This window comes from Fictibacillus arsenicus, from assembly GCF_001999465.1.
GTDB classification, from domain to species: domain Bacteria; phylum Bacillota; class Bacilli; order Bacillales; family Fictibacillaceae; genus Fictibacillus; species Fictibacillus arsenicus.
In genome coordinates, this window is the sequence record NZ_MQMF01000002.1 from 80,679 (window position 1) to 105,873 (window position 25,195).

At 39.8% G+C, this 25,195-nt stretch carries 24 protein-coding genes and 1 riboswitch; of the genes, 2 read left to right on the forward strand and 22 right to left on the reverse strand.

Annotated elements, in window-relative coordinates; all coding sequences use genetic code 11:
- Complete coding sequence (gene ftsY / locus UN64_RS07520) at positions 1-990, reverse strand: signal recognition particle-docking protein FtsY (protein ID WP_077361343.1); 990 nt, start codon at positions 988-990, stop codon at positions 1-3.
- A 12-nt stretch (positions 991-1,002) separates the two neighbouring features.
- Positions 1,003-4,569, reverse strand: coding sequence for a chromosome segregation protein SMC (gene smc, locus UN64_RS07525; protein ID WP_077361345.1), 3,567 nt, complete (start codon positions 4,567-4,569; stop codon positions 1,003-1,005).
- Positions 4,570-5,039: 470 nt separating this feature from the next.
- On the opposite strand from smc, the gene UN64_RS07530 reads away from it, so the two are divergent.
- On the forward strand, positions 5,040-5,264 hold the full coding sequence (locus UN64_RS07530) for a DUF1128 domain-containing protein (RefSeq protein WP_066289337.1): 225 nt from the start codon (positions 5,040-5,042) through the stop codon (positions 5,262-5,264).
- A gap of 45 nt (positions 5,265-5,309) precedes the next feature.
- Here UN64_RS07530 and rnc read toward each other — a convergent pair whose 3' ends face one another.
- The 11 genes from rnc to UN64_RS07585 form a co-directional block, all read right to left on the reverse strand.
- Positions 5,310-6,026 (reverse strand): ribonuclease III, encoded by a 717-nt coding sequence (gene rnc / locus UN64_RS07535; RefSeq protein ID WP_245802025.1) that lies wholly within the window; start codon positions 6,024-6,026, stop codon positions 5,310-5,312.
- 175 nt (positions 6,027-6,201) lie between these two features.
- The gene (gene acpP / locus UN64_RS07540; protein ID WP_066289334.1) at positions 6,202-6,435 is read right to left on the reverse strand and encodes an acyl carrier protein; all 234 of its coding nucleotides are present in this window, start codon (positions 6,433-6,435) and stop codon (positions 6,202-6,204) included.
- A gap of 335 nt (positions 6,436-6,770) precedes the next feature.
- Positions 6,771-7,511 carry a 3-oxoacyl-[acyl-carrier-protein] reductase gene (gene fabG / locus UN64_RS07545; protein WP_077361349.1) on the reverse strand — a complete coding sequence of 247 codons (741 nt, stop codon included), beginning with the start codon at positions 7,509-7,511 and terminating at the stop codon, positions 6,771-6,773.
- Positions 7,504-8,454 (reverse strand): ACP S-malonyltransferase, encoded by a 951-nt coding sequence (gene fabD / locus UN64_RS07550; RefSeq protein WP_077361351.1) that lies wholly within the window; start codon positions 8,452-8,454, stop codon positions 7,504-7,506. Before fabD ends, fabG begins: the two co-directional genes overlap by 8 nt.
- 3 nt (positions 8,455-8,457) lie before the next feature.
- Complete coding sequence (gene plsX / locus UN64_RS07555) at positions 8,458-9,456, reverse strand: phosphate acyltransferase PlsX (RefSeq protein ID WP_077361353.1); 999 nt, start codon at positions 9,454-9,456, stop codon at positions 8,458-8,460.
- Positions 9,457-9,462: 6 nt separating this feature from the next.
- Positions 9,463-10,035: a transcription factor FapR gene (gene fapR / locus UN64_RS07560; protein ID WP_077361355.1), complete on the reverse strand. Its 573-nt coding sequence runs from the start codon at positions 10,033-10,035 to the stop codon at positions 9,463-9,465.
- 178 nt (positions 10,036-10,213) lie between these two features.
- On the reverse strand, positions 10,214-12,250 hold the full coding sequence (gene recG / locus UN64_RS07565; protein WP_077361357.1) for an ATP-dependent DNA helicase RecG: 2,037 nt from the start codon (positions 12,248-12,250) through the stop codon (positions 10,214-10,216).
- A gap of 2 nt (positions 12,251-12,252) precedes the next feature.
- Positions 12,253-13,140, reverse strand: coding sequence for an L-serine ammonia-lyase, iron-sulfur-dependent, subunit alpha (sdaAA, locus tag UN64_RS07570; RefSeq protein ID WP_077361359.1), 888 nt, complete (start codon positions 13,138-13,140; stop codon positions 12,253-12,255).
- Positions 13,141-13,154: 14 nt separating this feature from the next.
- The gene (gene sdaAB, locus UN64_RS07575) at positions 13,155-13,817 is read right to left on the reverse strand and encodes an L-serine ammonia-lyase, iron-sulfur-dependent subunit beta (protein WP_077361361.1); all 663 of its coding nucleotides are present in this window, start codon (positions 13,815-13,817) and stop codon (positions 13,155-13,157) included.
- A gap of 253 nt (positions 13,818-14,070) precedes the next feature.
- A complete protein-coding gene (locus tag UN64_RS07580; protein WP_077361363.1) occupies positions 14,071-15,744 on the reverse strand; it encodes a DAK2 domain-containing protein in 1,674 nt (557 codons plus the stop codon).
- A gap of 15 nt (positions 15,745-15,759) precedes the next feature.
- On the reverse strand, positions 15,760-16,122 hold the full coding sequence (locus UN64_RS07585) for an Asp23/Gls24 family envelope stress response protein (protein ID WP_066289314.1): 363 nt from the start codon (positions 16,120-16,122) through the stop codon (positions 15,760-15,762).
- A gap of 234 nt (positions 16,123-16,356) precedes the next feature.
- On the opposite strand from UN64_RS07585, the gene rpmB reads away from it, so the two are divergent.
- Positions 16,357-16,545: a 50S ribosomal protein L28 gene (gene rpmB, locus UN64_RS07590; protein WP_066240673.1), complete on the forward strand. Its 189-nt coding sequence runs from the start codon at positions 16,357-16,359 to the stop codon at positions 16,543-16,545.
- Between the two features lie 303 nt (positions 16,546-16,848).
- Here the strand turns inward: rpmB and spoVM are convergent, their stop codons facing one another.
- From spoVM to rsmB, 9 genes are all read right to left on the reverse strand, one after another.
- A complete protein-coding gene (gene spoVM, locus UN64_RS07595; protein WP_066240671.1) occupies positions 16,849-16,929 on the reverse strand; it encodes a stage V sporulation protein SpoVM in 81 nt (26 codons plus the stop codon).
- A gap of 107 nt (positions 16,930-17,036) precedes the next feature.
- Positions 17,037-17,681, reverse strand: coding sequence for a thiamine diphosphokinase (locus UN64_RS07600; protein WP_077361365.1), 645 nt, complete (start codon positions 17,679-17,681; stop codon positions 17,037-17,039).
- Positions 17,678-18,247 carry an energy-coupled thiamine transporter ThiT gene (gene thiT, locus UN64_RS07605; RefSeq protein ID WP_077361367.1) on the reverse strand — a complete coding sequence of 190 codons (570 nt, stop codon included), beginning with the start codon at positions 18,245-18,247 and terminating at the stop codon, positions 17,678-17,680. The genes UN64_RS07600 and thiT overlap by 4 nt, the downstream gene beginning before the upstream one ends.
- 95 nt (positions 18,248-18,342) lie before the next feature.
- Positions 18,343-18,450: riboswitch (TPP riboswitch) on the reverse strand.
- Positions 18,451-18,469: 19 nt separating this feature from the next.
- Complete coding sequence (gene rpe / locus UN64_RS07610; protein WP_077361369.1) at positions 18,470-19,117, reverse strand: ribulose-phosphate 3-epimerase; 648 nt, start codon at positions 19,115-19,117, stop codon at positions 18,470-18,472.
- Positions 19,118-20,008: a ribosome small subunit-dependent GTPase A gene (gene rsgA / locus UN64_RS07615; RefSeq protein ID WP_077361371.1), complete on the reverse strand. Its 891-nt coding sequence runs from the start codon at positions 20,006-20,008 to the stop codon at positions 19,118-19,120.
- A gap of 2 nt (positions 20,009-20,010) precedes the next feature.
- Positions 20,011-21,981 (reverse strand): Stk1 family PASTA domain-containing Ser/Thr kinase, encoded by a 1,971-nt coding sequence (gene pknB, locus UN64_RS07620; RefSeq protein ID WP_077361373.1) that lies wholly within the window; start codon positions 21,979-21,981, stop codon positions 20,011-20,013.
- Complete coding sequence (locus UN64_RS07625; protein WP_171978825.1) at positions 21,978-22,736, reverse strand: Stp1/IreP family PP2C-type Ser/Thr phosphatase; 759 nt, start codon at positions 22,734-22,736, stop codon at positions 21,978-21,980. The genes pknB and UN64_RS07625 overlap by 4 nt, the downstream gene beginning before the upstream one ends.
- Before the next feature lie 7 nt (positions 22,737-22,743).
- Entirely contained in the window at positions 22,744-23,829 is a 1,086-nt protein-coding gene (gene rlmN / locus UN64_RS07630) for a dual-specificity RNA methyltransferase RlmN (RefSeq protein WP_077361377.1), read from the reverse strand.
- A complete protein-coding gene (rsmB, locus tag UN64_RS07635) occupies positions 23,822-25,195 on the reverse strand; it encodes a 16S rRNA (cytosine(967)-C(5))-methyltransferase RsmB (RefSeq protein ID WP_077361379.1) in 1,374 nt (457 codons plus the stop codon). Before rsmB ends, rlmN begins: the two co-directional genes overlap by 8 nt.

The window sequence follows — 25,195 nt, forward strand, 5'->3', positions numbered from 1 at the left end:
TTACTCTGCTTCTTCCTCTTCTGTTCCAGCGAATAATCCGTACACAAACTGTTCCGGATCGAATTCCTGAAGGTCATCAATTTTTTCTCCAAGTCCAACAAATTTTACTGGGATATCCAATTCGTGGCGGATCGCTAGTACGATTCCACCTTTTGCTGTTCCATCAAGTTTTGTTAAAACAAGTCCCGTAACATCTGTTGATTGACCGAATGTTTTAGCTTGGTTCATCGCGTTCTGTCCGGTCGTCGCATCTACAACTAGCAGCACTTCGTGTGGCGCACCTGGTATTTCGCGTTCGATCACTCGTTTTACTTTTGAAAGTTCGTTCATTAAGTTTACTTTATTTTGGAGACGCCCGGCTGTATCACATAAAAGCACATCCGCTTTTCTTGATTTTGCTGCCTGGATGCTGTCATAGATTACCGCGGCTGGATCGGCACCTTCATGATGTTTGATAACATCTACACCCGCACGCTCTCCCCATACTTCCAGCTGGTCGATCGCACCTGCACGGAACGTATCTCCAGCAGCCAGAATAACTTTCTTGCCGTCATTTTTGAGTTGGTGGGCCAGTTTCCCGATCGTAGTTGTCTTCCCCACTCCGTTAACACCAACGAACAATATGACTGTCATTCCATCTGCTTGTAAATTTAGCTTGTTGTCACCATCATCTTTTTGAAGCATCTCAGCAAGTTTTTCTGTGATTGCTGAACGAAGCTCTTGAGGATCCTTAATGTTTCTTGTGCGGGCTACATCTTTAAGTTCATCAATGATATTAAGAACTGTATGCACTCCCACATCTGCACCGATTAAGATCTCTTCAAGTTCTTCAAAAAACTCTTCATCTACTTTACGATACCTTTTTAAAAGGTCATTTACTTTAAATGAAAAAGAACTCCTTGTTTTTTCTAATCCATCCTTAAATTTTTCAGAAGAGGATTCTGTTGGCTGATTCGAAAATTTTTCTTTTAGCTTCTTTAAAAAACTCACTTTATTTCCTCCCTACGATGTTACCAGTTCTTTTGTTTCTTCTAAGCGTACTGAAACAAGTTTTGAAACGCCAGATTCTTGCATGGTCACCCCATACAATACGTCGGCTTCTTCCATTGTACCCTTTCGATGGGTTACAACGATAAACTGTGTTTCTTTACTGAATGCCCTCAAGTATTTTGCAAAACGGTTCACGTTTGCATCATCCAATGCTGCTTCGACTTCATCCAAAATACAAAACGGAACAGGACGCACCTTAAGGATGGCAAACAATAATGCTATTGCAGTTAAAGCACGCTCTCCTCCAGATAACAGCCCTAATTGCTGAAGCTTTTTACCAGGAGGCTGCGCCATGATATCAACACCTGTTGCAAGCATGTCGTCTGGCTGTGTCAAAACAAGGTCTGCGCGGCCGCCGCCGAATAACTCTTTAAAAATGACCCCAAAATGCGATCGGATGGCTGTAAAGGTCTCCTCAAAACGATTCTTCATTTCTTCATCCATCTCTGAGATTACACCATACAGTGTATTTTTAGCTTCCGTCAGGTCATCCCTTTGTTCTGTAAGGAAATTAAAACGCTGACTGACTCTGTCATATTCCTCAATGGCACCAATGTTTACAACACCAAGCTCTTCAATTGCCATTTTGATCAGCTTTACTTTTCGTTTAGCATCTTCTAATGGCATCTCAAGTTTGTGTTTTTGTTTAGCACCTTCATATGACAGCTCATATTCTTCACGAAGATGGGTCAGGCGGGTTTCAAGCTCCACATCAAGTCTGTTTATGCTTACTTCTTCTGTTCTTAATCCATCACTTAACTGTTTGTATTGGCGTTTCGCTTCTTTAAGCTCAACTTCCATTGCTTCGATAGAACGGAATGACTCTGTTCTTTCTTGTCTGCGTTCAGCTATCAGTTGTAATGCAGTATTTTTTTCGTGTCTCTTTTGCTTAATCTGTTCATCGAGAGAATCCTCGCCAGACGAGCTTGAGTTCATCTCTTCTTCAAGGAGCCAGTAATCTTCCTCTGTTTCCTTGCTTTTAGCACGGACACCTGCAAACTCTTCTTCGAACCGCAGACTTTTTTCTTTTTGATTTGACACTTGCTGCTCAAGTTCGGCAGCTTTAATTTTTAATTGTGTCAAAGTTTCTCTGAGCTCTTCTTTAGAAGATTGATGCATCTTCTTCTTTTCTGTCAAATCAGCGATTGTTTTCTCTAGTTCAATACCAGATTTCACTGCTTTATCAAGCCTCTTCTTAAGATCCATTAATCTTGTGTCAGCGGCCGATCGCTCAGACTCAAACGTATGTTTTTCACGATCATACAATTGCAGCCTGTCGTTCAAACTTTTTTCTTGGATCTCAAGCTCACGGAGATTACTTTTGAGTTCTTGTTCAAGTTCCTTTAACTGCTCACCTTCAGCTTGAAGACTGTCTAAAGCTTCTTTGTTTTTTGTAACTTTTGCTTTTAGATTAGTAACTTTTTCTTCTAAGCTAAGAGTTTGTTTCTCCATTGCAGCTAATTTTTCAGTCAGGACTTCAACTTCTCTTTGTCTGCTTAAAAGAGATGAACTCTTCTGTTTAAGGCTCCCCCCCGACATTGACCCGCCTGGGCTGACAATATCCCCCTCGAGGGTAACGATTCGATAGCGATAGTTCACTTGCTTTGCAATCGCGTTTGCTCCAGCCAGATCCCTTGAAATAATAATATTACCTAATAAGTTGCCAACGATGTTCTTATACTTTTGATCAAATTGAACGAGGTCAGCTGCGACTCCAACAAAAGAATCAACTGAGCGTGCATTATGAACATCCGCACTTGAAACATTGCGGCTTTTAATGACGTTCAACGGTAAAAATGTTGCTCTTCCAGCTCTTGTTTGTTTTAAGAATTGGATGGCTTTCATTGCGTTCTGTTCATGATCGACAACAACATGCTGCATGGAAGCACCTAAGGCTGTCTCAATAGCAGTTTCAACCTCAGGCGGAACTGAAAGAAGTTCGGCCACGGCACCCTCAATTCCAGCTAACCGCGTCTCCTTTGACTTTAGTACTTCTTTTACTCCTTGCATAAAGCCGGCATATTCATCTTGCATCGATTCCAGCATTTCTTTCTTCGATTTAAATTGCTGAATATACTGATAAGCTTGATACAATTTCTCCTGATTTGAACGGCTTTCTTGTTCTTCTAAAGATACAGCAGATTTTAAGTCCTGGTACTCTTCCTGTTTCTTCTTCAGTTGAGTTTCAGCTTCTTTATAGCTCTTTTCTGCCAGTTCTTTTTTATTCTTTAATTCTTCCCTTTGCTGAAGAAATCTATTGTTCTCTTCATCCAGCCTGCTGCTTTTGAAGTTTTGCTGTTTAGACTGATCTTCAATATAACGCATTTCATTTTTGATAGTCGTTTGTTCATTTAGGCGTTCAAAATAATCACTTTTTAGTTTTTCAAGCTCTGCTTCCACATCCATTTCAAGGACACTCAAACGGCTTTCTTCCTCAGCAACTTGTTTTCGAACCGTTTTTAATTGCTTTTCTTTATCTGCTAAAATACTCTTCTCCGAGAGCAATTGTGTTTCTAGTTGCTCTTTTTTTACTTTCAGCTGCTGAATCTGCTCTAAAAGTGAAGTTTTATTTTGATCATAGTTTTTCTTTCTCTCTTTTAAAACTTCTTTTTTCCCTTCAAGTTTTTCCAGCGTTTCACTTGCTGAGAGGAGAGCACCTTGAAGTTCATCAATAGATTCATCCATTGCCTGCATATCAAGTCGGGCTCTTTCAATCGCAGATTCACCCTGCTTAACTTTAATAGAAAGTGCAGAGTCTTGTTTCTGTAATTCTGCCACCCAAGTTTTTTGTTTTTCCCAGCGTTCATGAAGGTCTTCTATCTCCTGAACGAGAACAGCAGTCTCAACGATTTCTAATTCCTGTTTCTTTTCTAGATAATCTTTTGCAATTGATGCTTGTATTTTTAGAGGTTCAACCTGCCCTTCAAGTTCATGAAGGATGTCTTCAACTCTGTTTAAGTTTTCCTGAGTTTCAAATAGTTTTTGTTCAGCCTTTTGTTTTCTTGTTTTATATTTCAAAACTCCTGCTGCTTCTTCAAAAATCTTTCTTCTCTCATCAGATTTACTGCTTAAGATTTCTTCTACTCGGCCTTGTCCAATAATAGAAAAAGCTTCTCTTCCAAGTCCAGAGTCCATGAACAATTCAACAATGTCCTTTAAGCGGCATTGCTGCTTATTGATTAAGTATTCACTATCACCTGAGCGAAAAACTCTTCTTGTAATAGAAATCTCATTATAATCAAGAGGAAGATGCTGGTCTTCGTTATCTAAAGTGAGCGTTACTTCAGCAACATTCAGCGCTTTGCGGTTATCACTGCCGGCAAAAATGATGTCCTCCATTTTAGAGCCACGAAGCGACTTGGCAGACTGTTCGCCAAGCACCCATCTTACCGCATCTGATATATTGCTTTTTCCGCTTCCGTTAGGGCCAACAACAGCAGTTACGCCCTGAACAAATTCTACTTGGATCCGCTCTGCAAATGATTTAAATCCTGCTACATCAATTCGTTTGAGGAACATCTTTAAATCCCCCTTTTTTCATGCTTTATATAAGCGTTCGTGTTCAAACGGTTATTTCAGTATTTTTATAGAAGTGGTTGATTTCCGCTTCAGGTGCTCGCTTTCCACGGGGCGCGCAGTGAGCCCATTCGTCGCTTTATGACATTGAATGATCTCACCTGTCTGTTTCATGGAAGTATTATTGCTCCTGCGTCTATGAGTAATGCTATCGATGTGAGCTTCCTCGTCGCATGCCTAACGAGAAGCTTTTCAGGTGGTAGGCACGCACCTTCCGCTCCAATCAACTTATCGTCGAAGGAACTTCAAATTCTTAAATTATGTAAAAAAAATTCTTTAACTGTTTTATTTTATCATAGATTTACTCTCTCATAGTCACAAAGATTACAGTATGCTAAAATAGAGAAAGTTATTTGAACGGTCTCAGACACAAATATTAGTTTTCACTAAATACATGCTAAAGGAGCTTCACTATGGACTTAACGAATGAAAATCATGAAAATCTAGCTTTTATGATTGAAAGCTTAAAAAAGAAACTGCAGCTGGTTAACGGCGGTTTAATCCAGCCTGAAGATTACGAACTGAACAAATACGACGATATTAAAGAACTATATGACATGGTAATGAAAATGCCTTCATTCAGCATCAGAGATATGGAAGGCATCGTCGAAGAACTTGCTTCTCTTAAAAAGAAATAACAGAAACCCCCTTGCCTGGCAATCGCCATTTAAAGGGGGTTTTCATTATTCATTGGCATTTTTAGTAACTTTTTCAATCGCTTCTTGTGCGGCGTGCTGTTCGGCTTCTTTTTTAGACCTTCCATATCCGATTCCAAAAGCAGCATCATTTAATCTGACCTCAGAAACAAATTCCCTGTTATGCGCAGGTCCTTTTTCCTGTACGATTTTATAATCGATATGACCTAACCCTTCACGCTGAACAAATTCTTGCAGCTGGCTCTTAAAATCCATCACATGAGAAAAAGCACCTTCGTTAATCCGTGGTACAACGTACTGATTTAAAAACTCTTTTACCTTGTCGAGTCCTTGATCAAGATACAGCGCTCCTATAAATGCCTCGAAGACATCCGCTAAAAGGGCAGGCCGTGAGCGTCCACCAGTGTTTTCTTCTCCTTTTCCCAATAGTACAAAGTCACCAAAGTGCAGGTCGTTAGCAAACAGCACCAATGATGGTTCACAAACGATAGCCGCTCTAAGTTTTGTGAGCTCACCTTCACTCATGCTTGTAAACTTGCTGTACAAATATTGAGAAATTGTCAGTTCTAGAACAGCATCGCCTAGAAATTCCAGTCTTTCATTATCCTCGAACGTTCTTCCTCGATGCTCATTCACATATGATGAATGCGTAAAAGCTTGTGCTAATAGTTTTACATTTTCAAATTGAATGTTTAAACGGTCCTGAAGAGGGGCTACTTTCTGAATGCGCAATTTGTCATCCATGCCCTTTTTGGAAGCCGATTTAAACCGGTTTTTAACTGTTTTCTTTTGAGTTGATTGATGTTTTGAACCTTTCATAAACTTCCTCCAAAAATCTCGTAAAAGGGCTATTTGCTGTTTTCTCCCCAGAAAGGGAAGAAAGCCCCGCATTTATAAACGGGACTTTATCCGTAAAACCTTATTGTTTGCTGTTTATGTAATCTACAACGTCACCAACAGTTGCAATTTTCTCAGCATCTTCATCAGAAATTTCTAATTCGAACTCGTCCTCAAGTTCCATAACAAGTTCCACTACATCAAGAGAGTCTGCACCTAGATCCTCTTTAAAGGAAGCTTCAGGCTTAACCTCAGACGCGTCAACACCTAGACGGTCAACAACAATCTTTGAAACTCTTTCTAAAACGTCTGCCATTTTGTGTGTCACCTCCTTTCAATAGTATATGCTTTTTCCTCTAAAAAAACTAGAGGGATTCGTTCTAAAAATAAGGGTGTTTTGGGTAGACTTTGTTGCCCTTGAAAGTGGTTGATTTCCGTTCCAGGTGCTCGCTTTCCGGGAGGCGTGCGGTGAGCCCACTCGTCGCCTTGCGACATTGCTTGGTCTCACCTGTCCCGCTGATCCCCCAGGAGTCTCACACCTTGCACTCCAATCAACTTTTCAATGAAGAGAAAAAAGTCAAGACAAAGCAATAATTTTTCAGAGACTATCCTTTTGTAAAAGCCTCTTAATTATCAAGTTAACCAGCAGGATTACATCACCATTCCGCCGTCAACGTGAAGTGTCTGGCCTGTAATGTATGAACTAGAATCACTTGCTAGAAACGCTGCAGCGGCTGCGATATCATCAGGCTGACCGAAGCGAGCAAGCGGAATATTTCTTAGCATATCTTCTTTAATACCTTCTTCAAGCTTGCCTGTCATATCTGTTTCAATGAAACCAGGAGCAATTGCGTTAACCGTAATTCCTCTTGAAGAGAGCTCCTTCGCTGTTGTTTTTGTAAGCCCGATAACACCTGCTTTAGCTGCTACATAGTTTGCCTGCCCTGCGTTTCCTGAAACACCGACGATTGAAGCAATATTTATAATACGGCCGTTTCTTTGTTTCATCATCTGTCTTGTAACAGCTTTTGTTGTTAAGAATACACCTTTTAAATTTGTGTTTATGACTGCGTCCCAGTCCTCTTCCTTCATTCGCATTAAAAGGTTATCTCTCGTAATTCCCGCGTTGTTCACAAGTACATCAAGGCTTCCAAATTCACCTAAGACAGACTTAACCATGTTCGTTACGTCTTCTGAACTTGAAATATCAGCCTTAATCGCAAAGGCAGTTCCGCCGTTTGCTTTAATTTCTTCAACTACCTCATTGGCTTTTGCTTCGCTTCCAGAATAGTTGACCGCTACTTTCGCGCCATTTTTTGCAAAATAAAGGGCAATTGCACGTCCAATACCTCGTGAAGCACCTGTTATTAACACAGATTTATCTTTAAGCATCAACAGATTCTCCTTTCAGTTTTTCCAAAGCTTGCATCATTGAATCCATATCTCCAATTGCGAATACGTTAGCTCGGCGATTTACCTTTTTTACAAGACCGCATAAAACTTTACCAGGTCCGATCTCAATGAATGTATCAACACCCGAATCCATTAATTCTCTAATCGTTTCCTCCCAGCGTACAGGAGAATATAGCTGTTCAATCAGCTTGGACTTAATTTCTTCTTTCGATGTAACAGGTTTCGCCGTAACGTTCGCGATTACAGGCGTTTTCGCGTCATGTATTGTAATCTTTGATAAAACTTCTGCAAATTTTTCCGCAGCGGGTTTCATTAATGCAGAGTGAAAGGGACCGCTGACTTGTAAAGGAATAACCTTTGCGCCTTCTTCTTTTGCTTTGCTGCCTGCTTCTTCAACACCTTTTACAGTACCAGAAATAACAATTTGACCAGGACAATTTAAATTAGCCACTTGTACACTGTCTCCAGACCCTGATATTTCTGCAGTAATTGCCTCAAGACGTTCTTGATCGAAACCGATGACCGCTGCCATTGTTCCTACACCAGCAGGAACAGCTTCTTCCATTAGGAGCCCGCGGTGTCTAACAGCATAAACTGCATCTTCAAACGAAATACTTTCAGCTGCAACAAGTGCTGAGTATTCCCCAAGACTATGACCTGCTGTGTAATCAGCAGAGATACCATGCTTTTTAAAAACTTCAAGTACAGCTGTTGAAACCGTCAGCAATGCTGGCTGAGTATTCTCTGTTTTCTTTAACAGATCTTCAGGACCTTCAAAAATGATAGTTGAAAGATCGTATTTCAAAACTTCGTCTGCTTTATTAAAAATATCATTTGCAAGCGTTTCTTGATCTGCTAATTGTTTTCCCATCCCCGCGAATTGAGAACCTTGTCCAGGAAAAAGAAAGGCGATTTTACCCATAAGTTATTCCTCCTTTTGGCTGTCAGGCTGAATATGGCTCAATATAGTGTTAACAACACTTTTTTCTACCATATCTTTAGTTTGTCTGATTGCGTTTAACATTGCATTTGCATTGGATGAACCGTGTGCTTTAATAACTGGTGCGGCTAATCCGAACAATCCTGCTCCGCCATATTCTGTATAATCAAGTTTATCTTTAATTCCTTTAAGCTTCGGTTTTAATACACCTGCTGCAATTTTGCTGGTAAAGCTTGATGTAAGAGTTTCTTTTATCATTGAGAATATGCTCATCGCAGTACCTTCAATAGACTTTAAGACAAGATTGCCCGCAAAACCATCACATACGACAACGTCTGCTGCGCCCATTAAAAGATCTCTAGATTCAACGTTACCCACAAAATTAATGTTTGCTTCCTGGAGCAAAGGAAAAGCAGCTTTAGTTAAAGCATTGCCTTTTTCACTTTCAGTACCAACGTTAAGCAGTCCTACACGTGGGTTATCGATTCCTCTAACTTCCTTACAGTAGACTGATCCCATCAGTGCATATTGCAATAGATGCTCTGGTTTTGCATCCATGTTTGCGCCTACGTCTAGGAATAAGAATCCTTTTCCATCGAGTGTAGGAAGCGTTGGAGCCAACGCTGGGCGTTCAATCCCTTTAATTCTTCCCACATAAAAAAGACCGCTTGCCATCAGTGCTCCCGTATTTCCCGCAGAAATATAAGCATCTGCATTGCCAGTCTTCACTTCATTTGCTGCCAATACCATCGAAGCATCCTTTTTTCGGCGTACAGCACGAACTGGCTCCTCAGCTGTTTCAATCACTTCTGTTGTATGGATAATTTTAAAAGAATGATCGCTAGGTAAATGTTCATTGATTTTATCTTGGTCACCAACCAAGGTAATCTTTAGCTCAGGATATTGTTCAACAGCCAGCAATGCACCTTTTACTATTTCCTTCGGTGCATTGTCACCGCCCATTGCATCTATTGCGATAATCATGCTGATTTAACTTCCTTCCTTTGAATCTTGTTTTGATCTATACATCGTAAACTCACCATTAAAAACAAGCTCTTTTTCTACATAGCTATTAACTTCAACGGTTGTCCGTTCTGAGCCTTTTTCTGTAACTTTCGCTTTTGCTACTATCCTTTCGCCAACTTTTACAGTACGCGAAAAGCGAATGTTTGCCCTGGCAGTTAAAGCGAGTTCATCATTAATAATAGCAACTGCAAGCGAGTTCGCCTGGGCAAAGACATGGTGTCCTCTCGCTATTTTGTTGCGTGAAAATACATGTTCTTCTTTTATATCAAGAATTGAGATAGCTGACTCATCTAACTGAAGATCAATAATCTCACCGATTACTTCCTCAAGAGGCAATGCTTTAACATCATCCAGCTTCGTTTCGGCTACAGTTTTAATCCTCTCCCGAAGCTCTGGTATGGAAAGTTCCAGTCGGTCAAGACGTATTGTCTGTACACTTACACTGAATTTGTCCGCAAGTTCCTCATCAGTAATAAAAGGGGTTTGTTTTATCGTTTCCTTTAGCAGCTCTTGCCGCTCCCGTTTTGTTTTTTTCATAAATACTTTCCTTCTTCCGTTAAAAAGGTCCCATTTATGAGAAAGATATTCTCTCTGCAAATGAAGGGCGTTAGAAAAGCAGGCGCCATTTGTATTGGCGTACCTGCTGTATGTTCTTTCCGCTATTAAGAGCTGGTACTAATAGTAGTATATAGTATCAGTATCCATCTTTCAAGAATTAATCAAGTCTTTCCTTATCCAGCACCCCTTCATCGGTAAGTATCTCTCTTATTAATGCATATGAATCGTCTGTCCAAAATTCATCTGAATTTACGAGTTTAGCAGCATCATTTCTCGCTGTCTCTAAAATCCGATAATCATGTACAAGATCGGCAACTTTAAATGCTGGCAAACCGCTTTGTTTATTGCCAAAGAAATCTCCTGGTCCGCGAAGTTCTAAGTCTTTTTCCGAAAGCTCAAAACCATTTGTCGTTTCGGTCATAATTCTCATGCGTTCTTGGCCTTCTTCTGTTTTAGGATCAGCGATAAGCACACAATATGATTGTTCACTGCCGCGGCCTACCCTTCCTCGTAACTGGTGAAGCTGTGATAAACCAAATCTTTCAGCATCATATATGACCATAATCGTAGCATTAGGTACATTAACACCTACTTCAACGACGGTTGTTGAAACGAGGATCTGGCATTGATTAGCAGCGAACTGCCGCATCACTTCATCTTTCTCCGAAGAATGTAGTCTGCCATGCATTAACCCAACTTCGTATTCATGAAAGTATTGGCTTAATTGTGCATGTACATCAATCGCGTTTTGAACATCTACTTTTTCTGATTCTTCTATAAGAGGACAAATAACGTATGCTTGTCGGCCGTTGATAATCTCTTTTCTAATAAAATCAAGAACACGTTCTAACATTCCGTGCTTTGCCCAATGCGTAATGATAGGTTTTCTTCCTGCTGGCATAACATCAATTGTAGAAACATCCATATCGCCGAACGCAGATATGGCGAGTGTACGAGGTATAGGAGTAGCCGTCATAAAGAGTACATCCGGCTTTTCTCCTTTTTCTCTAAGAACTCTTCGCTGGTTCACACCAAATCTATGCTGCTCATCAGTTATGACCAATCCGAGATTTTTAAAATTCACTTCTTCTTGAATCAAGGCATGTGTTCCTACCATGATCTGAATCTCACCTTCACTTAACAAGCTAAGTGTTTCTTTTCGAAGTTTTCCTTTCACTGAACTTGTTAACAAAGCGACGGTTATGCCAAATGGCTTAAAAAGCTCTTTTAAAGATTGAAAATGTTGTTCTGCAAGGATTTCAGTAGGTACCATCAGTGCACCCTGTCTGTTTGCAGTGACAACAGCATATAATGCAATCGCAGCGACTACGGTTTTTCCGGAACCGACATCACCTTGTAAAAGTCTATTCATTCTGCTCGTATCAGAAAGATCCTTTAATATTTCTTCTACCACCCGCTGCTGTGCTTCTGTAAGCTGAAATGGAAGCGACTGAATAAACAGATCTACTTTAGACCTCTCATATAAAAGAGAAGCACCTTCAGATTGCTGTCTGTTCCACTTTCTGAATATCTGCATCTTAAACTGAAAAAATAAAAGCTCCTCGTAAGCAAGCCTTCTCCTACCAGCCTTTAGCACTTGAAAGCTCTCAGGAAAATGCATCATTTTTAATGCAGCTTCTTTTTCAGGCAAACGATAGGCTTCACGCAGTTTTTCTGGCAAAGGGTCTGGAATCTGGCCGGAAAATTGCTTGAACGCTTGAAAAATGAATTTCCGCATGGTTTTTCCATGCAATGTACCTTTAACAGAATAAACAGGTTCTATTTTTCTGTCTTCGGAAAATGTCCCAAAATGAACATCGCTCACTGTTAACGTCATTTTATTTCGGTCCCATTTACCTGTAATGGTTAAGGATTGCCCGAGGCTTATTTGACTTTTTAAAAATGGACGATTAAAGATTACAGCAGTAATTAAATACTTGCCGATCAGCATACGAAATGAGAGTCTTGATTTTTTCTTCGGAAAATAACGCAAAGAAGGCTCAGAATGAACCTTCCCTTCAATAGTAGCTTTTTCGTCATGTGCGATCTCTGATAAATCCTTTTTCTGATAATCTTCGTATCGATAAGGCAAGTACTCAATTAAGTCCTGGACATTAAAAATGCCCATACTTGCTAATTCTTCTGCTTTTTTGTCACCGATTCCTTGAACAGCAGTTATTGGCTCCAAAATCATAATTACTTCTCGTTTAGTGGAATGCCGAATATTTTTGCCTCAAGCTCTCTTCCAGTTGGTGTAGCAGCAAGACCGCCTTGAGCGGTTTCACGAAGTGCTGAAGGCATTGACAAACCGATCTTATACATAGCATCTATTACTTCATCACAAGGAATTCTGCTTACGATACCAGCTAAAGCCATGTCTGCTGCAACAATTGCATTGCTTGCTCCCATCGCGTTTCTTTTTACACACGGAACCTCTACAAGTCCTGCTACTGGATCACAAACTAGTCCAAGCATGTTCTTCAAAGCAATGGCCATTGCCTCAGCTGCCTGTGAAGGTGTTCCGCCAGCTAATTCTACAATTGCCGCCGCTGCCATACCAGTTGCGGACCCAACCTCTGCTTGACAGCCACCTGCTGCGCCTGAAATAGATGCATTATTAGCTACAACAAATCCAAAAGCTCCTGCTGTAAATAAATACTCAATCATCTGTTCCCTTGTAGGATTAAGCTTTCCTTTTAATGCAAATAAAGTTCCTGGAACAACTCCTGCAGACCCGGCAGTCGGCGTCGCACAGATTGTTCCCATTGCAGCATTTACTTCATTTGTTGCCATTGCTTTACTTACAGCATCAAGCATCAGATCTCCGGAAAGGGACTTGCCGGACTTAATGTATTCCTGCAAAAGCTTTCCATCTCCTCCAGTTAACCCAGAATGAGACTTAACGTCTTCTGTAATCCCTCGTAAAACCGCCTCTTCCATAACAGTTAAATTCCGGTCCATGAACGAAGTAACTTCTTCTCTTGAACGGCCTGTTACTTCCATCTCTTGTTCAATCATAATATCTGCAATTTTACATTTCTTTGATTCAGCTAATTCTATTAATTCAGCTACATTACGAAACATTCGTTCCTCACCTCTTAATCATGTATCTTTACGACTTGCTGGACGATAGGAAGAGAATTCAATTCATTGATGATCACTTCATCTGCATTCTGATCGATTTCAATCACCATTAATGCTTCTTTTCCTTTTTCCTTGCGTGAAACTTCCATATGTCCAATGTTAATCTCATGCTTCGCTAATATATTCGCAACACCTGCGATAGCTCCGTACTTATCATTATGGACGATAAGAAGTGCTGGATGGTTGCCTGACAGCCTCAGACTGAATCCGTTCAATTCTGTGATTTCGATTTTTCCTCCGCCAATTGAAATTCCTACAACTTCAATCTGGCCTTCCTTATCACCAATAATGACTCGTGCTGTATTTGGGTGGTCTGTGACTGCGTCCTCTTCAGTCATCGACACTTCAATACCTTCTTGCTTCGCTATTGTAAGCGCATCCACAATCCGGGTATCAAAGGTGTCATAATCTAATATTCCGCCGACTATAGCAACATCAGTTCCGTGACCGCGGTATGTTTTCGCAAATGAGCCATAAAAAGAAATCTTGGCAAACTCCGGCTTTCTGCCAAATAAATGTCTTGCTACTCTTCCAATTCTAGCAGCACCGGCTGTATGTGAACTTGATGGTCCAATCATGATGGGACCGATAATATCAAAAACACTTTTATATTTCATGACGATCTCCTTCGATTGCGTTTTTTCCCATTAAAATAAGTATTCCCTCTTAACTTTATCACACTTTAAGTTTAAGAGAGAATACTTTCATTTTGTCTGTATCACAAATTTGTTGCTTTGTAAGAAATTAATTTCCGTTCCAGGATGCTCGCTTTCCGCGGGGCGGGCGGTGAGCCTCCTAGCGCTTTGCGCCATCAGGAGTCTCACCTGTCCCACTCGTGTGCAACAATCTTTTAGACTAAGATATTAGAATTTATTCAACTGAAAGAATAAATGAATAGATCGGCTGTTTTCCGTCATGGATCTCAGCTTCAGCATCCGGGAATTTTTCTTCGATGAAATCAGCAAGCTCTTGTGCTTCATCTTCTGAAGAATCTTCACCATAAATGAGGGTTACAATCTCTGAATCTTCATCCATCATTTTTTCTAAAAGCTCTTTCGTTACTTCTAGCTTATTTTTCTTTGAAGAGATGATTTTACCTTCTGATATTCCCATAAAGTCACCTTTAGCAATCTCAACACCATCAATTGATGTGTCTCTTACAGCATAAGTTACTTGCCCTGACTTTACAGAAGTAATAGCTTCGTTCATTTTCTTTTCGTTTTCCTTCATGTCTGAAGAAGGGTTGAACGCCAAGATAGAAGCGATGCCTTGTGGAACAGTCTTCGTGCGGATGATGACAACTTCTTCATCAACAACGCTTGCAGCCTGTTCAGAAGCCATGATGATATTGCTGTTGTTAGGAAGAATGAATACTTTTTCTGCATTCACTTCAGAAATTGCTCGTACGATGTCTTCCGTACTTGGGTTCATCGTTTGTCCGCCTTGGATAACGGATGCTCCCATAGAAGAAAACATTTCTTCGATTCCTTCTCCCATAGCTACTGTAACAATTCCGTATTCTTTCTTTTTCTCAGCAGTCTGAGAATATGAAGGAATTACTTCATTTTCACTTTCTAAGATTGCCGAATGCTGTTCACGCATATTTTCAATCTTTATGTTGATCAAACTTCCGTAACGGTGAGCGAGTGTTAGCATGTTACCTGGCTGTTCTGTATGAATGTGTACTTTAACCACATCATCATCAGCAACAACTAAAAGAGAATCTCCATGCTCAGCAAGCTCGTTTCGGAAATTCGTTTCATCAAATGGATTGTTTTTAATCTTGTTTCCTTCAAATTTAACCATGAACTCTGTGCAGTATCCAAAGTGGATATCTTCCGTTTTCATGTGAATTTGAGCTTTGTGATGTTCTGCGTTGACAAGTTCACCCATGGAAGGAGCATTTACTGAAACTTTAGGCAGCTCTCTTCCTTCTAATACAGCTAAAAAGCCTTCATATACAGTGACTAGACCTTGTCCGCCTGAATCTACTACCCCTACTTCTTTTAAAACAGGAAGCAGATCTGGCGTACGGTTTAAGGAAGCTTTAGATTCTTTAACGAGTTCCTTCATAATATAAAGGACATCATCTGATTTTTTTGCTTCTTTAACTGCTTTTTTTGCAGCATCTTTTGCAACTGTTAAAATGGTACCTTCGACAGGCTTCATAACAGCTTTGTATGCAGTTTCTACACCTTTGTCAAACGCATTAGCAAACTCTGCAGCTGTAATGGATTCTTTGCCTTCAATAGCTTTAGAAAAACCTCTGAACAACTGAGATAGAATCACGCCAGAGTTCCCTCTTGCTCCCATTAAAAGCCCTTTAGCGAACGCGTTTGCTACAGCGCCAATTTGACTTGAAGTGTTTTTCTCAACTTCTTTTGCACCAGATGTAATCGTTAAGTTCATGTTTGTCCCTGTATCACCATCTGGTACAGGAAACACATTAAGTGCATCGACCATTGCTGCATTTCTTGATAAGTTTGAAGCACCCTCGAGCACCATTTTTGCAAACTTTTTTCCGTCTAATACTTTTAAAGACACAAAACTTCCTCCTAACTAAGGGGTTGTCACCCTGACACCCTGAACATAGATATTGACTGAGTCAACCGCCAATCCAAGCATTTGATCCAGGGTATATTTCACTTTGTTCTGAACATTATGAGCCACTTCAGAAATCTTTGTTCCGTAGCTTACAATGATATACATATCAATATGTACTTCATCTTCCTCTTGTCGGACAACGATCCCTCGGGAGAAATTTTCACGTCCTAAAAGTTCAGTTAATCCATCCTTTAATTGCTTTCTTGATGCCATGCCAACAATTCCGTAACAATCAATTGCTGCACCGCCAGCGATAGTAGCAATCACTTCATTAGAAATATCAATTTGACCATAGGTTGTTTTCATTTCAATGGACATGCTTACATCCCCCTTTAAATTGTTAAATGGCTAACAAATATTTTACTATACATTAAGTTTTTTTGAAAGGACTACTACATTTCACACTATGTAAAAAGTATTGTCAAGGAAATTTACTTGAAAACCATAATGAATATGTTGCAATGCTCCGAGAGTCATGCTAATATTATTTAGTATTTAACATACGATTGAATTGATGCAAAGCTTTTTTGCTGTAAAGGAGGTTCATCTACTATGGCTCGTAAATGTTTTATTACTGGAAAAGGACCTAAAACTGGTAACAAGCGTTCTCACGCAATGAACAAATCAAAGAAAAGCTGGGGAGCTAATGTCCAAAAGGTTCGCATTCTTGTGGACGGAAAGCCTAAGCGCGTATACGTATCTGCTCGTGCACTTAAATCAGGTAAAGTAGAACGCGTTTAATAAAAGAACGGCAGCAGAAGCTGCTGTTTTTTTTATTCCAATAAATATGTGGCTGCCGTACAATTTTTAGTGCAGATTTATGATATTAATTACATATCGTGCGTGAAACTAGACCAGTACTGCGTGGTCATAAAGAGATTCCGCGTGAAATTTATTAGTTTCTACGTGAAGCAAAGAACTGTTTGCGTGGAAACGCAGTGTTTTTGCGCGAACGTGTAATAAATTTAAGAACACGTACCGTAGCATCCTCTCCTAATATCTTTATCTACACAAAAAAAGCGCACAGGGCGCTTTTTTTGTTTGTTATCCTTTTTTAAAAGAACCTAAGATGGCACGTACGAATCCTCCTAAAAATCTAGGAAGTTTAATGGTATAAAATTTCATCTTACCCCTCCTCCAGGCCCATAAAAAATGATAAGAGCAAAAACCTAACATACAATATTCCCCGTCTTATAAAAAGGTGTCTCGGGGCCTGTTTTCCATGATTTTAATTAATCATGGCTCTTTACCATCAATATTATGCCAGAGTCGAAAGAATAAGTACCACTTTTATTTACAAGCTCATTTGATATACAGAGCGAAGAGCCCATCATCAAGGAAGCTTTTTCTAAAGGATATTTAAATCCATTAAGTGTGATGCCATTAACTTCTCCCTGAAATGCTAAGAAAGAAATATAGGTGTAATGGTCTTCTCTTTCAATCGTATATGTTCCAGGCAGCTTTAGCGAGATTTCATTTTTAATATCTATTATCTTCACTTCAGCATTGCTAGTTATCGTTCTATAGAGCAGCTGGATATTCATCATCTCATGATCCAGCCTTCCTCCAGTTGCCCCAAACAAAAGTATTTCTTCCGGCTTTTGATCCATAGCCCATTGTAGTGCTAATTCCATATCAGTTTGATCTTTTTCTGACTGATATTGATTTAAAGCGATATCTGACTTTAGTATTATCTCTTTTTCTGCTGCAGAAACCGAATCAAAATCACCGAATGCATAATCAGGCTTAATCCCTTTTTCTAAAATTATGAATGTACCTCTGTCAACGCCAACCCACAGATCTTCGGACGAGGTTCCAAAGCTTTTAAGTTCTGGAATCAGATGATCTGGACCACCGGCAACAATTCTTATTTTCATGCTGCTTGATGATATCCCTTTCTTGCCGCATGCAATAATCGTGGAGCAGTGTTAGTTATAAAAATTACGATGAGAGATGTAATACCAAAAATGACAACCATAAACGAACCGTTGTACATAATTGAATAAAGCCATACATTCATCTCTTCGGCAAAATCACTAAAGAAAATAACACCGGATAATACATGCGAAGTAAGTCTCAATGCACATCCAATAAAGATTCCTGTAACCATCAGTAAGGTTCTTTTCGTCTTATTTTGTGTGATTGAAGGCGCAAATGCACCTGCAACACCTGCTAAGGCAAAAGCAAGCGGGTAATCTAAAATCAGCTGAGCAGGGTGAACAATATATGGGTTCACAAGCAATTGAAGCAAGCCTACAGCTAATCCTGTAAAAACACCAGCTTTTAATCCCCTTCTGAATGCGATAAGAAAAATCGGCACCATTTCTAGAGAAACAGAACCCCCTTGCGGCCAGACACCATTAAATTTTATAAGTCCTAAAATCAATGAAAGTGCCGCCATAATAGCAATCTCAGTTAATAGTGCAACGTTGTTGTTTTTCATATTTATCCTCCTCTTTTATAGTTTTGAAGAAAATAAAAAAAGCAACCGGCATGTGAGTGCGGTTGCTTTAAGATTCATATCATCTGAATGCAAAAAGTCATACGACTCCACATCCCTACGCAGGCATTATCCAGCTTCAGGTTCAAAGGGTCGGGAGAACACTCCCCTCTCAGCCCATTAATAGGACTCCCCCTGTGGTTACTTATTTTATTAACACTTTAATTATACACCACGTATGACGCTTATTGCATCTTTTAAATCTTTTTTCCCATATATGGCAGATCCGGCTACTAAAACGTTGGCACCAGCTTCAATGCATAATGGCGCAGTTTCTGCATTAACACCGCCATCCACCTCAATTTCTACATTAAGCCCATGAGTCTGTACTAGTTCAGAAACTTCTTTGATCTTAGGGACAACATTTTGGATAAATGACTGTCCGCCAAATCCAGGATTAACGGTCATAAGCAATACCATATCGATATCATGAATGATATGTTTTATTAAATCAACTGGTGTAGCTGGGTTTAATACAACACCTGCTTTAACACCTTTAGCTTTAATCAGTTGTATCGTTCTGTGAAGGTGAGTTGCCGCTTCAACATGAACAGTAATAATATCTGCTCCTGCATCAGCAAATTCTTCAATATATGAATCGGGATTCTCTATCATTAAATGAACGTCCAGCGGCAGTTCAGTCAATGGACGTATTGCTTTAAGAACGAGAGGACCCATCGTAATATTCGGTACAAAATGTCCGTCCATAACATCTACATGGATGTAATCGGCACCGGCCATCTCAACCGCTTTTATTTCTTCGCCTAACTTTGAAAAGTCAGCTGATAAAATGGAAGGAGCTATTTTAACCATTTAGTACCTCCGTTTTTGATCTTTTATTTCCTGTAAAAAGCTCACGTAGTGGTCATATCGAAATTGTGGAATTGCGCCTTCTTCGACACCCTGTTTGACAGCACATTTAGGTTCTGAAGTATGTGAACACACGCGGAACTTACAATTTCCGCGCCTCTCATTCATCTCTGGAAAATACATAGACAAGTCTTCAGCCTCAATGTTCATGAAATCCAAGGAACTGAAACCGGGTGTATCAGCGACAAGACCGTTGCCAAACAAGATAAGCTCAACATGGCGAGTTGTATGTTTCCCCCGTCCTAAGTGACTTGATATCTCGTTCGTTTCAAGCATAAGCTCTGGATTAATAGCATTTAATAACGACGATTTTCCGACACCTGATTGCCCCGCAAATACCGTTACTTTATCTTTAAAAAGCGGGTAGAACATCTCCAGACTGTCGTCTGTTTTTGTAGAAGTCGGAAACACATCGTAGCCTAATTTTTTATATGTTTCAATATATTTGTTTATCTCGTCCAGGTCATCAGTACCCTGGACGAGATCCATCTTCGAAATACAGATTACAGGCAAAATATCATTTGCCTCTATATGAACTAGAAACCTGTCTAAGAGAAGCGTGCTAAAATCAGGTTCGGTTGCCGAAAAAACGAGTATTGCCTGGTCTACGTTTGCGATGGGCGGACGGACTAATTCATTTTTTCTTTCTTTCACATCAAGAATATAGCCATCCGTAACATTGCTGGATTCATATTCTACCCAGTCACCAACAAGCGGGTTCACTTTCTTCTTTCGAAAGTTTCCTCTTCCCCTGCATTGGAAAACTTCAGTCTTGCCTTGTTCCTTTACGTAATAAAAACCAGCCAGCGCTTTAACGATTCTTCCTTCAGGCATGCTTAATCACCATCGTCCCCTTCCTGAATATCATCATAATTTATTGTTTCTTTCTTTGCTTCTTTTTCATTTATATAAACAACATAAGAAGCTGTGCCGCCTTCAGCAATAGTTAAAGGAAGAGTATACTCCTTTGATTCTGTTATTTCTTCTTCCACAAAAACTTCATTTGCTGCATTTTTGTCTGAATAAACAATTCTTACTCGGGCAGGCTCTTTTTTCTCTTTTTTGCCTAGCTTAACTTCGATCTTTTCCGTGGTGGTTCGGTCTCCTGAAGTTTCATCAGATTCAGCTGGCTCTTCTTCTTTATTTGGATCAGGGCCATCGGATAGAACTACAGTAATCGTTGCTCCCTTTTCAACTTGTGTAAAAGGAGCTGGGTCTTGAGAAATAACTTTTCCTTTTTCTACTGTATCCGAATACTCAGATGTAAATTCAGCTATCAATCCCTCATTATCTGCAAATGTTTGAACAACCTGCTGAGTTAATCCGATTAAATTCGAAATTTGTACCGTCGGTGTACCCGAACTGACTGTTAAAGTAACGGTAGTCTCAGCAGGAGTTACCTTCTCATCTCTGTCAGGACTTTGAGTAAGCACCGTCCCTTCTGGCTCTGAATCAGATTCCTCATAATTGATATCAATATCCGTAAATCCTTTATCTTTTAAAAGTGCCTGTGCTGATTCGATGTTGTAGCCTTCTACATCAGGCATATCTTCCTTTTCCGGACCTTTTGAAACATGAAGTGTAATAACTGCATGTTCTTTTACAACCGTTCCACCAGAAGGATTCTGCCGGATTACATGGCCGTCTTCAACTTCAGGATCAAAAATTTCTTCGCGCTTTACATCCAGATTTTTTGCTTTTAATTGATCAAATGCATCCTCATAATCGTCTCCAACTACATCTGGAACATTGACTTCTTGTACAGAAAATACAGATGACCATATGGTAAATGCAGCGATTGCCGCTCCGCCTAGTAAAAGAAAGGTAATCAAAAGAATCAGCCACCATTTCTTTTTCTTCTTTTGTGGCGTTTTCACTTCTTCATTGATAACTGGTTTTTCTTCAACAGGAGGTGGAACTACTGGTGGGATGAATTTAGTTTTTTCATCCTCATCGCTGTCCTCATTCCATTTTTGCACATACATTCGTTCCGGCAAAAGTGCAGAGTTCATATCAATTAATAGCTCTTGTGCACTGTTATACCTTTTTAGAGGATTTTTTGCCAATGCTTTTAAAATGATGTTCTCAACACTTTGAGGAATCTCAGGATTAAGCCTGCGTGGCTCTATCACATTTTCCTGCAGGTGTTTTAACGCAACCGAAACCGGAGATTCACCAACAAACGGTACTCTGCCTGTAACCATTTCATATAAAACTGCTCCGAACGAATAAATATCAGACTTTGCATTGGCAATTCCACCGCGAGCTTGTTCAGGAGAAAAATAATGAACAGAACCCAATATTGAATTAGTATGTGTAATGGTTGCAGAAGTAATAGCCAGCGCAATCCCGAAATCAGTAAGTTTCGCTGTTCCATTTTCAGTAATTAAGATATTGTGCGGTTTAATATCACGATGAATAATTCCATGATCATGGGCAACTGCCATACCTGAAACAATTTGCTTCATAATGTGCAAGGATTCTTCTACAGATATTTTCCCATGTTCTTTTATGTATTGTTTAAGTGTCTTTCCTTGCACGTACTCCATAACAATAAAATAGATCTCTTCGTCTTCTCCGACATCATATATACTCACAATGTTCGGATGGTCCAGACTTGTAGCTGATTCTGCTTCCCTTTTAAAACGTCTAATAAAATCTTCATCCTTATTAAACTCTGAACGAAGAACTTTTACAGCAACATCCCGATCGAGAATTAAATCTTTTGCTCGATAAACGATGGCCATTCCGCCGTCACCAATTACTTCTAAAAGTTTGTAGCGGCCACTGACTCTTTTTCCAATCATGCTTTTGCTTCCCCTTTTGTTTCTGTGTCAGAACTATTTTGAATAAGGATAGCAGTTATGTTATCTTCTCCACCCGCATCTTTTGCCCAGGTTATTAGTTTTTCAACCTTTTCGACAACGGTTTCCATTGAGTTATCCAATGCTTCTTTAATTTTTTTAAAAGAAACTTTGTCTGATAATCCATCTGAACAAAGCAAGAGATAATCACCAGAGTTCCAAGTGATCACATTTAATTCTGCCTCAACGGTTTCATCGGTTCCAACAGCTTTCATAATCATGTTTCGTCTTGGGTGAATTTCAGCTTCATCTTCTGTGATCTGACCTGATTTTACGAGCTCTTGAACAAGAGAATGATCGTCTGTAACCCTTTTTAATTCACCTTTTGAATACAAATAACATCTGCTGTCACCAATGTGAGCAACTGTAATCTCACTCTTCGTTCCCAAGGCAGCTACAATCGTTGTACCCATGCCTCTAGTCTCAGGGTTAACTTGAGAAAATTGAAAAATGTGTTTATTTGTATCGCTCAGTACATTTTGAATCCAATCTTTTATATTTCCTACGTTTTCTTCAAAATGAACCCAAGCTTCTTTAATCACTTTAAGGGCTTCCTGACTTGCGATATCCCCCGCCTTATGACCGCCCATACCATCAGCAATAACTGCAAGAAAGTGCTCACCCTTTGTGAACACTTCCCCGCTGTCTTCATTATGCTTCCTTACCATTCCAACATCCGTTTGAAAGGCAATTTGCATATCCCCGTCACCTCGTCTCTTCTTTACGTTCCTTCGCACGCAGCTGACCGCATGCTGCGTCAATGTCATGTCCTTGTTCTCTTCTGATGGTGGCATTAATGCCTCTTGAGGTTAACGTCTCTAAGAACTTAAATATTTGTGTTTTCGGTGTTCTTACATAATCTCTTTCTGGTACATAGTTAACGGGAATCAAGTTAACATGGCACTTGATATCTTTAATAAGATCTGCAAGCTCATTTGCGTGTTCCACTGTATCGTTAACTTTTCCAAATAACCCATATTCAAATGTTACGCGTCTGCCGGTCTTCTTAATGTAATAACGAATAGAATCCATTAATTCGTTTAAAGGATACATTCTGTTTACTGGCATTAAGCGGCTTCTTGTTTCTGTGTTCGGCGCATGAAGAGAGATGGCAAAATTAATCTGCATTCCTTCATCAGCAAATTTATAAATATAAGGAACCACACCGCTTGTTGAAATCGTGATATGGCGCGCTCCTATATTAAGGCCAAGATCATGGTTGATAATCTTAAGGAATGACATAAGTCCTTCATAATTATCAAACGGTTCTCCAATTCCCATGACAACAACAGAACTTACTCTTTCTTCTGTTACATCTAGAGCTCTTTGAACCTGAAGAACCTGGGCAACAATTTCACCTGCTTGCAGATTGCGCTTCAATCCACCCAAAGTAGACGCACAGAAGGTACAGCCAAGTCGGCACCCAACTTGTGTTGTTACACAAATACTGTTTCCATACTCATGTCTCATAAGTACAGTCTCGATTGAATAGCCATCTTGCAGTTCAAATAAGAATTTGATCGTGCCATCGGCTGATTCCTGGCGTACCACTTCTTTTAATGGTTTGATATAAAAATCTTTTTCCAGCTTCTCACGTAAACCTGTTGGAAGGTTTGTCATCTCCTCAAAAGAAGACACACGTTTTTTATACAGCCATTCAAAGATTTGTTTGCCTCTGAATTTAGGCTCTCTAATATCCGTCAGCCAAGCTTCAAGTTCATGAAGCTCCAATGAGAATATAGAAGGTTTAATATTAGGCTTTGTCTGTTTATCTGTTAACGGTTTAAGCATGTTTCTCACCACCTGTTGTCTTTTTTCTGAAAGCCGCAATGTAAAAGCCGTCACTATTAAAATAATGAGGCATAATTTGCAGATCTGATCGTCCTTCTATTATAAAGGTTTTCACATTTTCTGGCATCTTTTCGGAAAAATCAGAATCCCATTCAAATTCCGGGTGATTTTGCAGGAACCATTCTGCTATTTCACTGTTTTCTTCCTGATCTACAGTACAAGTGCTGTAGACAAGGGTGCCTCCAGCTTTCACCATTTGAGAGGCAGATTCCAATATATCCTTTTGAATAGAAGCAAGCTTTAGTACATCTTCTTCTGTTTTAGACCATTTAAGATCCGGTTTCTTGCGTATTACCCCAAAACCGCTGCAGGGGGCATCAACAAGAACTCTGTCAAAAGATGCAGCATCAAATTTTTCTCCAGCATTTCTAGCATCCAAAACTGAAGCCTCGATATTCTTAAGTCCCAGTCTTTCTGCTTGTTTATTAATCAATTTAATCTTATGGGCATGAAGGTCCAGAGAAACAACTTTCCCATTTCCATTCATCATTTCTGACATATGGGTTGATTTGCCGCCTGGAGCAGCACATGCATCGAGAATGGTTTCTCCAGGTAAAGGAGCGACAACTCTTGCAACAAGCATAGAGCTTTCATCCTGAATCGTAACAAATCCTTTATCATATACTTCTGTTCCGGGAAGATAGCCGTCTTTTATTATGATACCCTCAGGAGACAATTCTCCTTCTTCTGCAGAAACTCCTTCTTCTTTCAGCTTCTGAAGAACTTCGTCTCTTGTTGTCAGCATCGTATTTACCCTCGCTGTAACCGGTGACGGCAAAAGGTTTGATTCTGCCATTTTTTCTGCATCTTCATTTCCGAACTGAGAGCTCCAGCGTTCAAAAAGCCACTGTGGCATGCTGTAAGTTAAAGCCGATTTTTCTGAACCGGCACCTGCTTTTTTATCCATCTCAGCTGTTCCCTCACGCTGTAATTTGCGCAGAATACCGTTTACAAGACCTGCTAGACCTTGATGTCCTCTTTGTTTAGCGATTTCTGCTGCTTCATGGATGATTGCATGATCAGGAACACGGTCCATGTAAAGCATCTGAAAAATAGACAATCTGAGCAATGATAGAACCCAGCGGTCTTTTTTCTTAATTGGTTTATTCAGCAGTTGATCCAAATAAAAATCGATCGTGTTTTTACGCTGAATCGTACCATAAACGATGCTCGTTAAAAGACCTTTATCAATATCTTTTACATTTGCTTTTTGAAGCGCCTGATTCAGCTGTAAATTTGAGTAAGCCTGATTTTGTTCTATTTTGATTAAAACGTCCAGGGCGATTGCCCGTATGTTGTTTTCCAA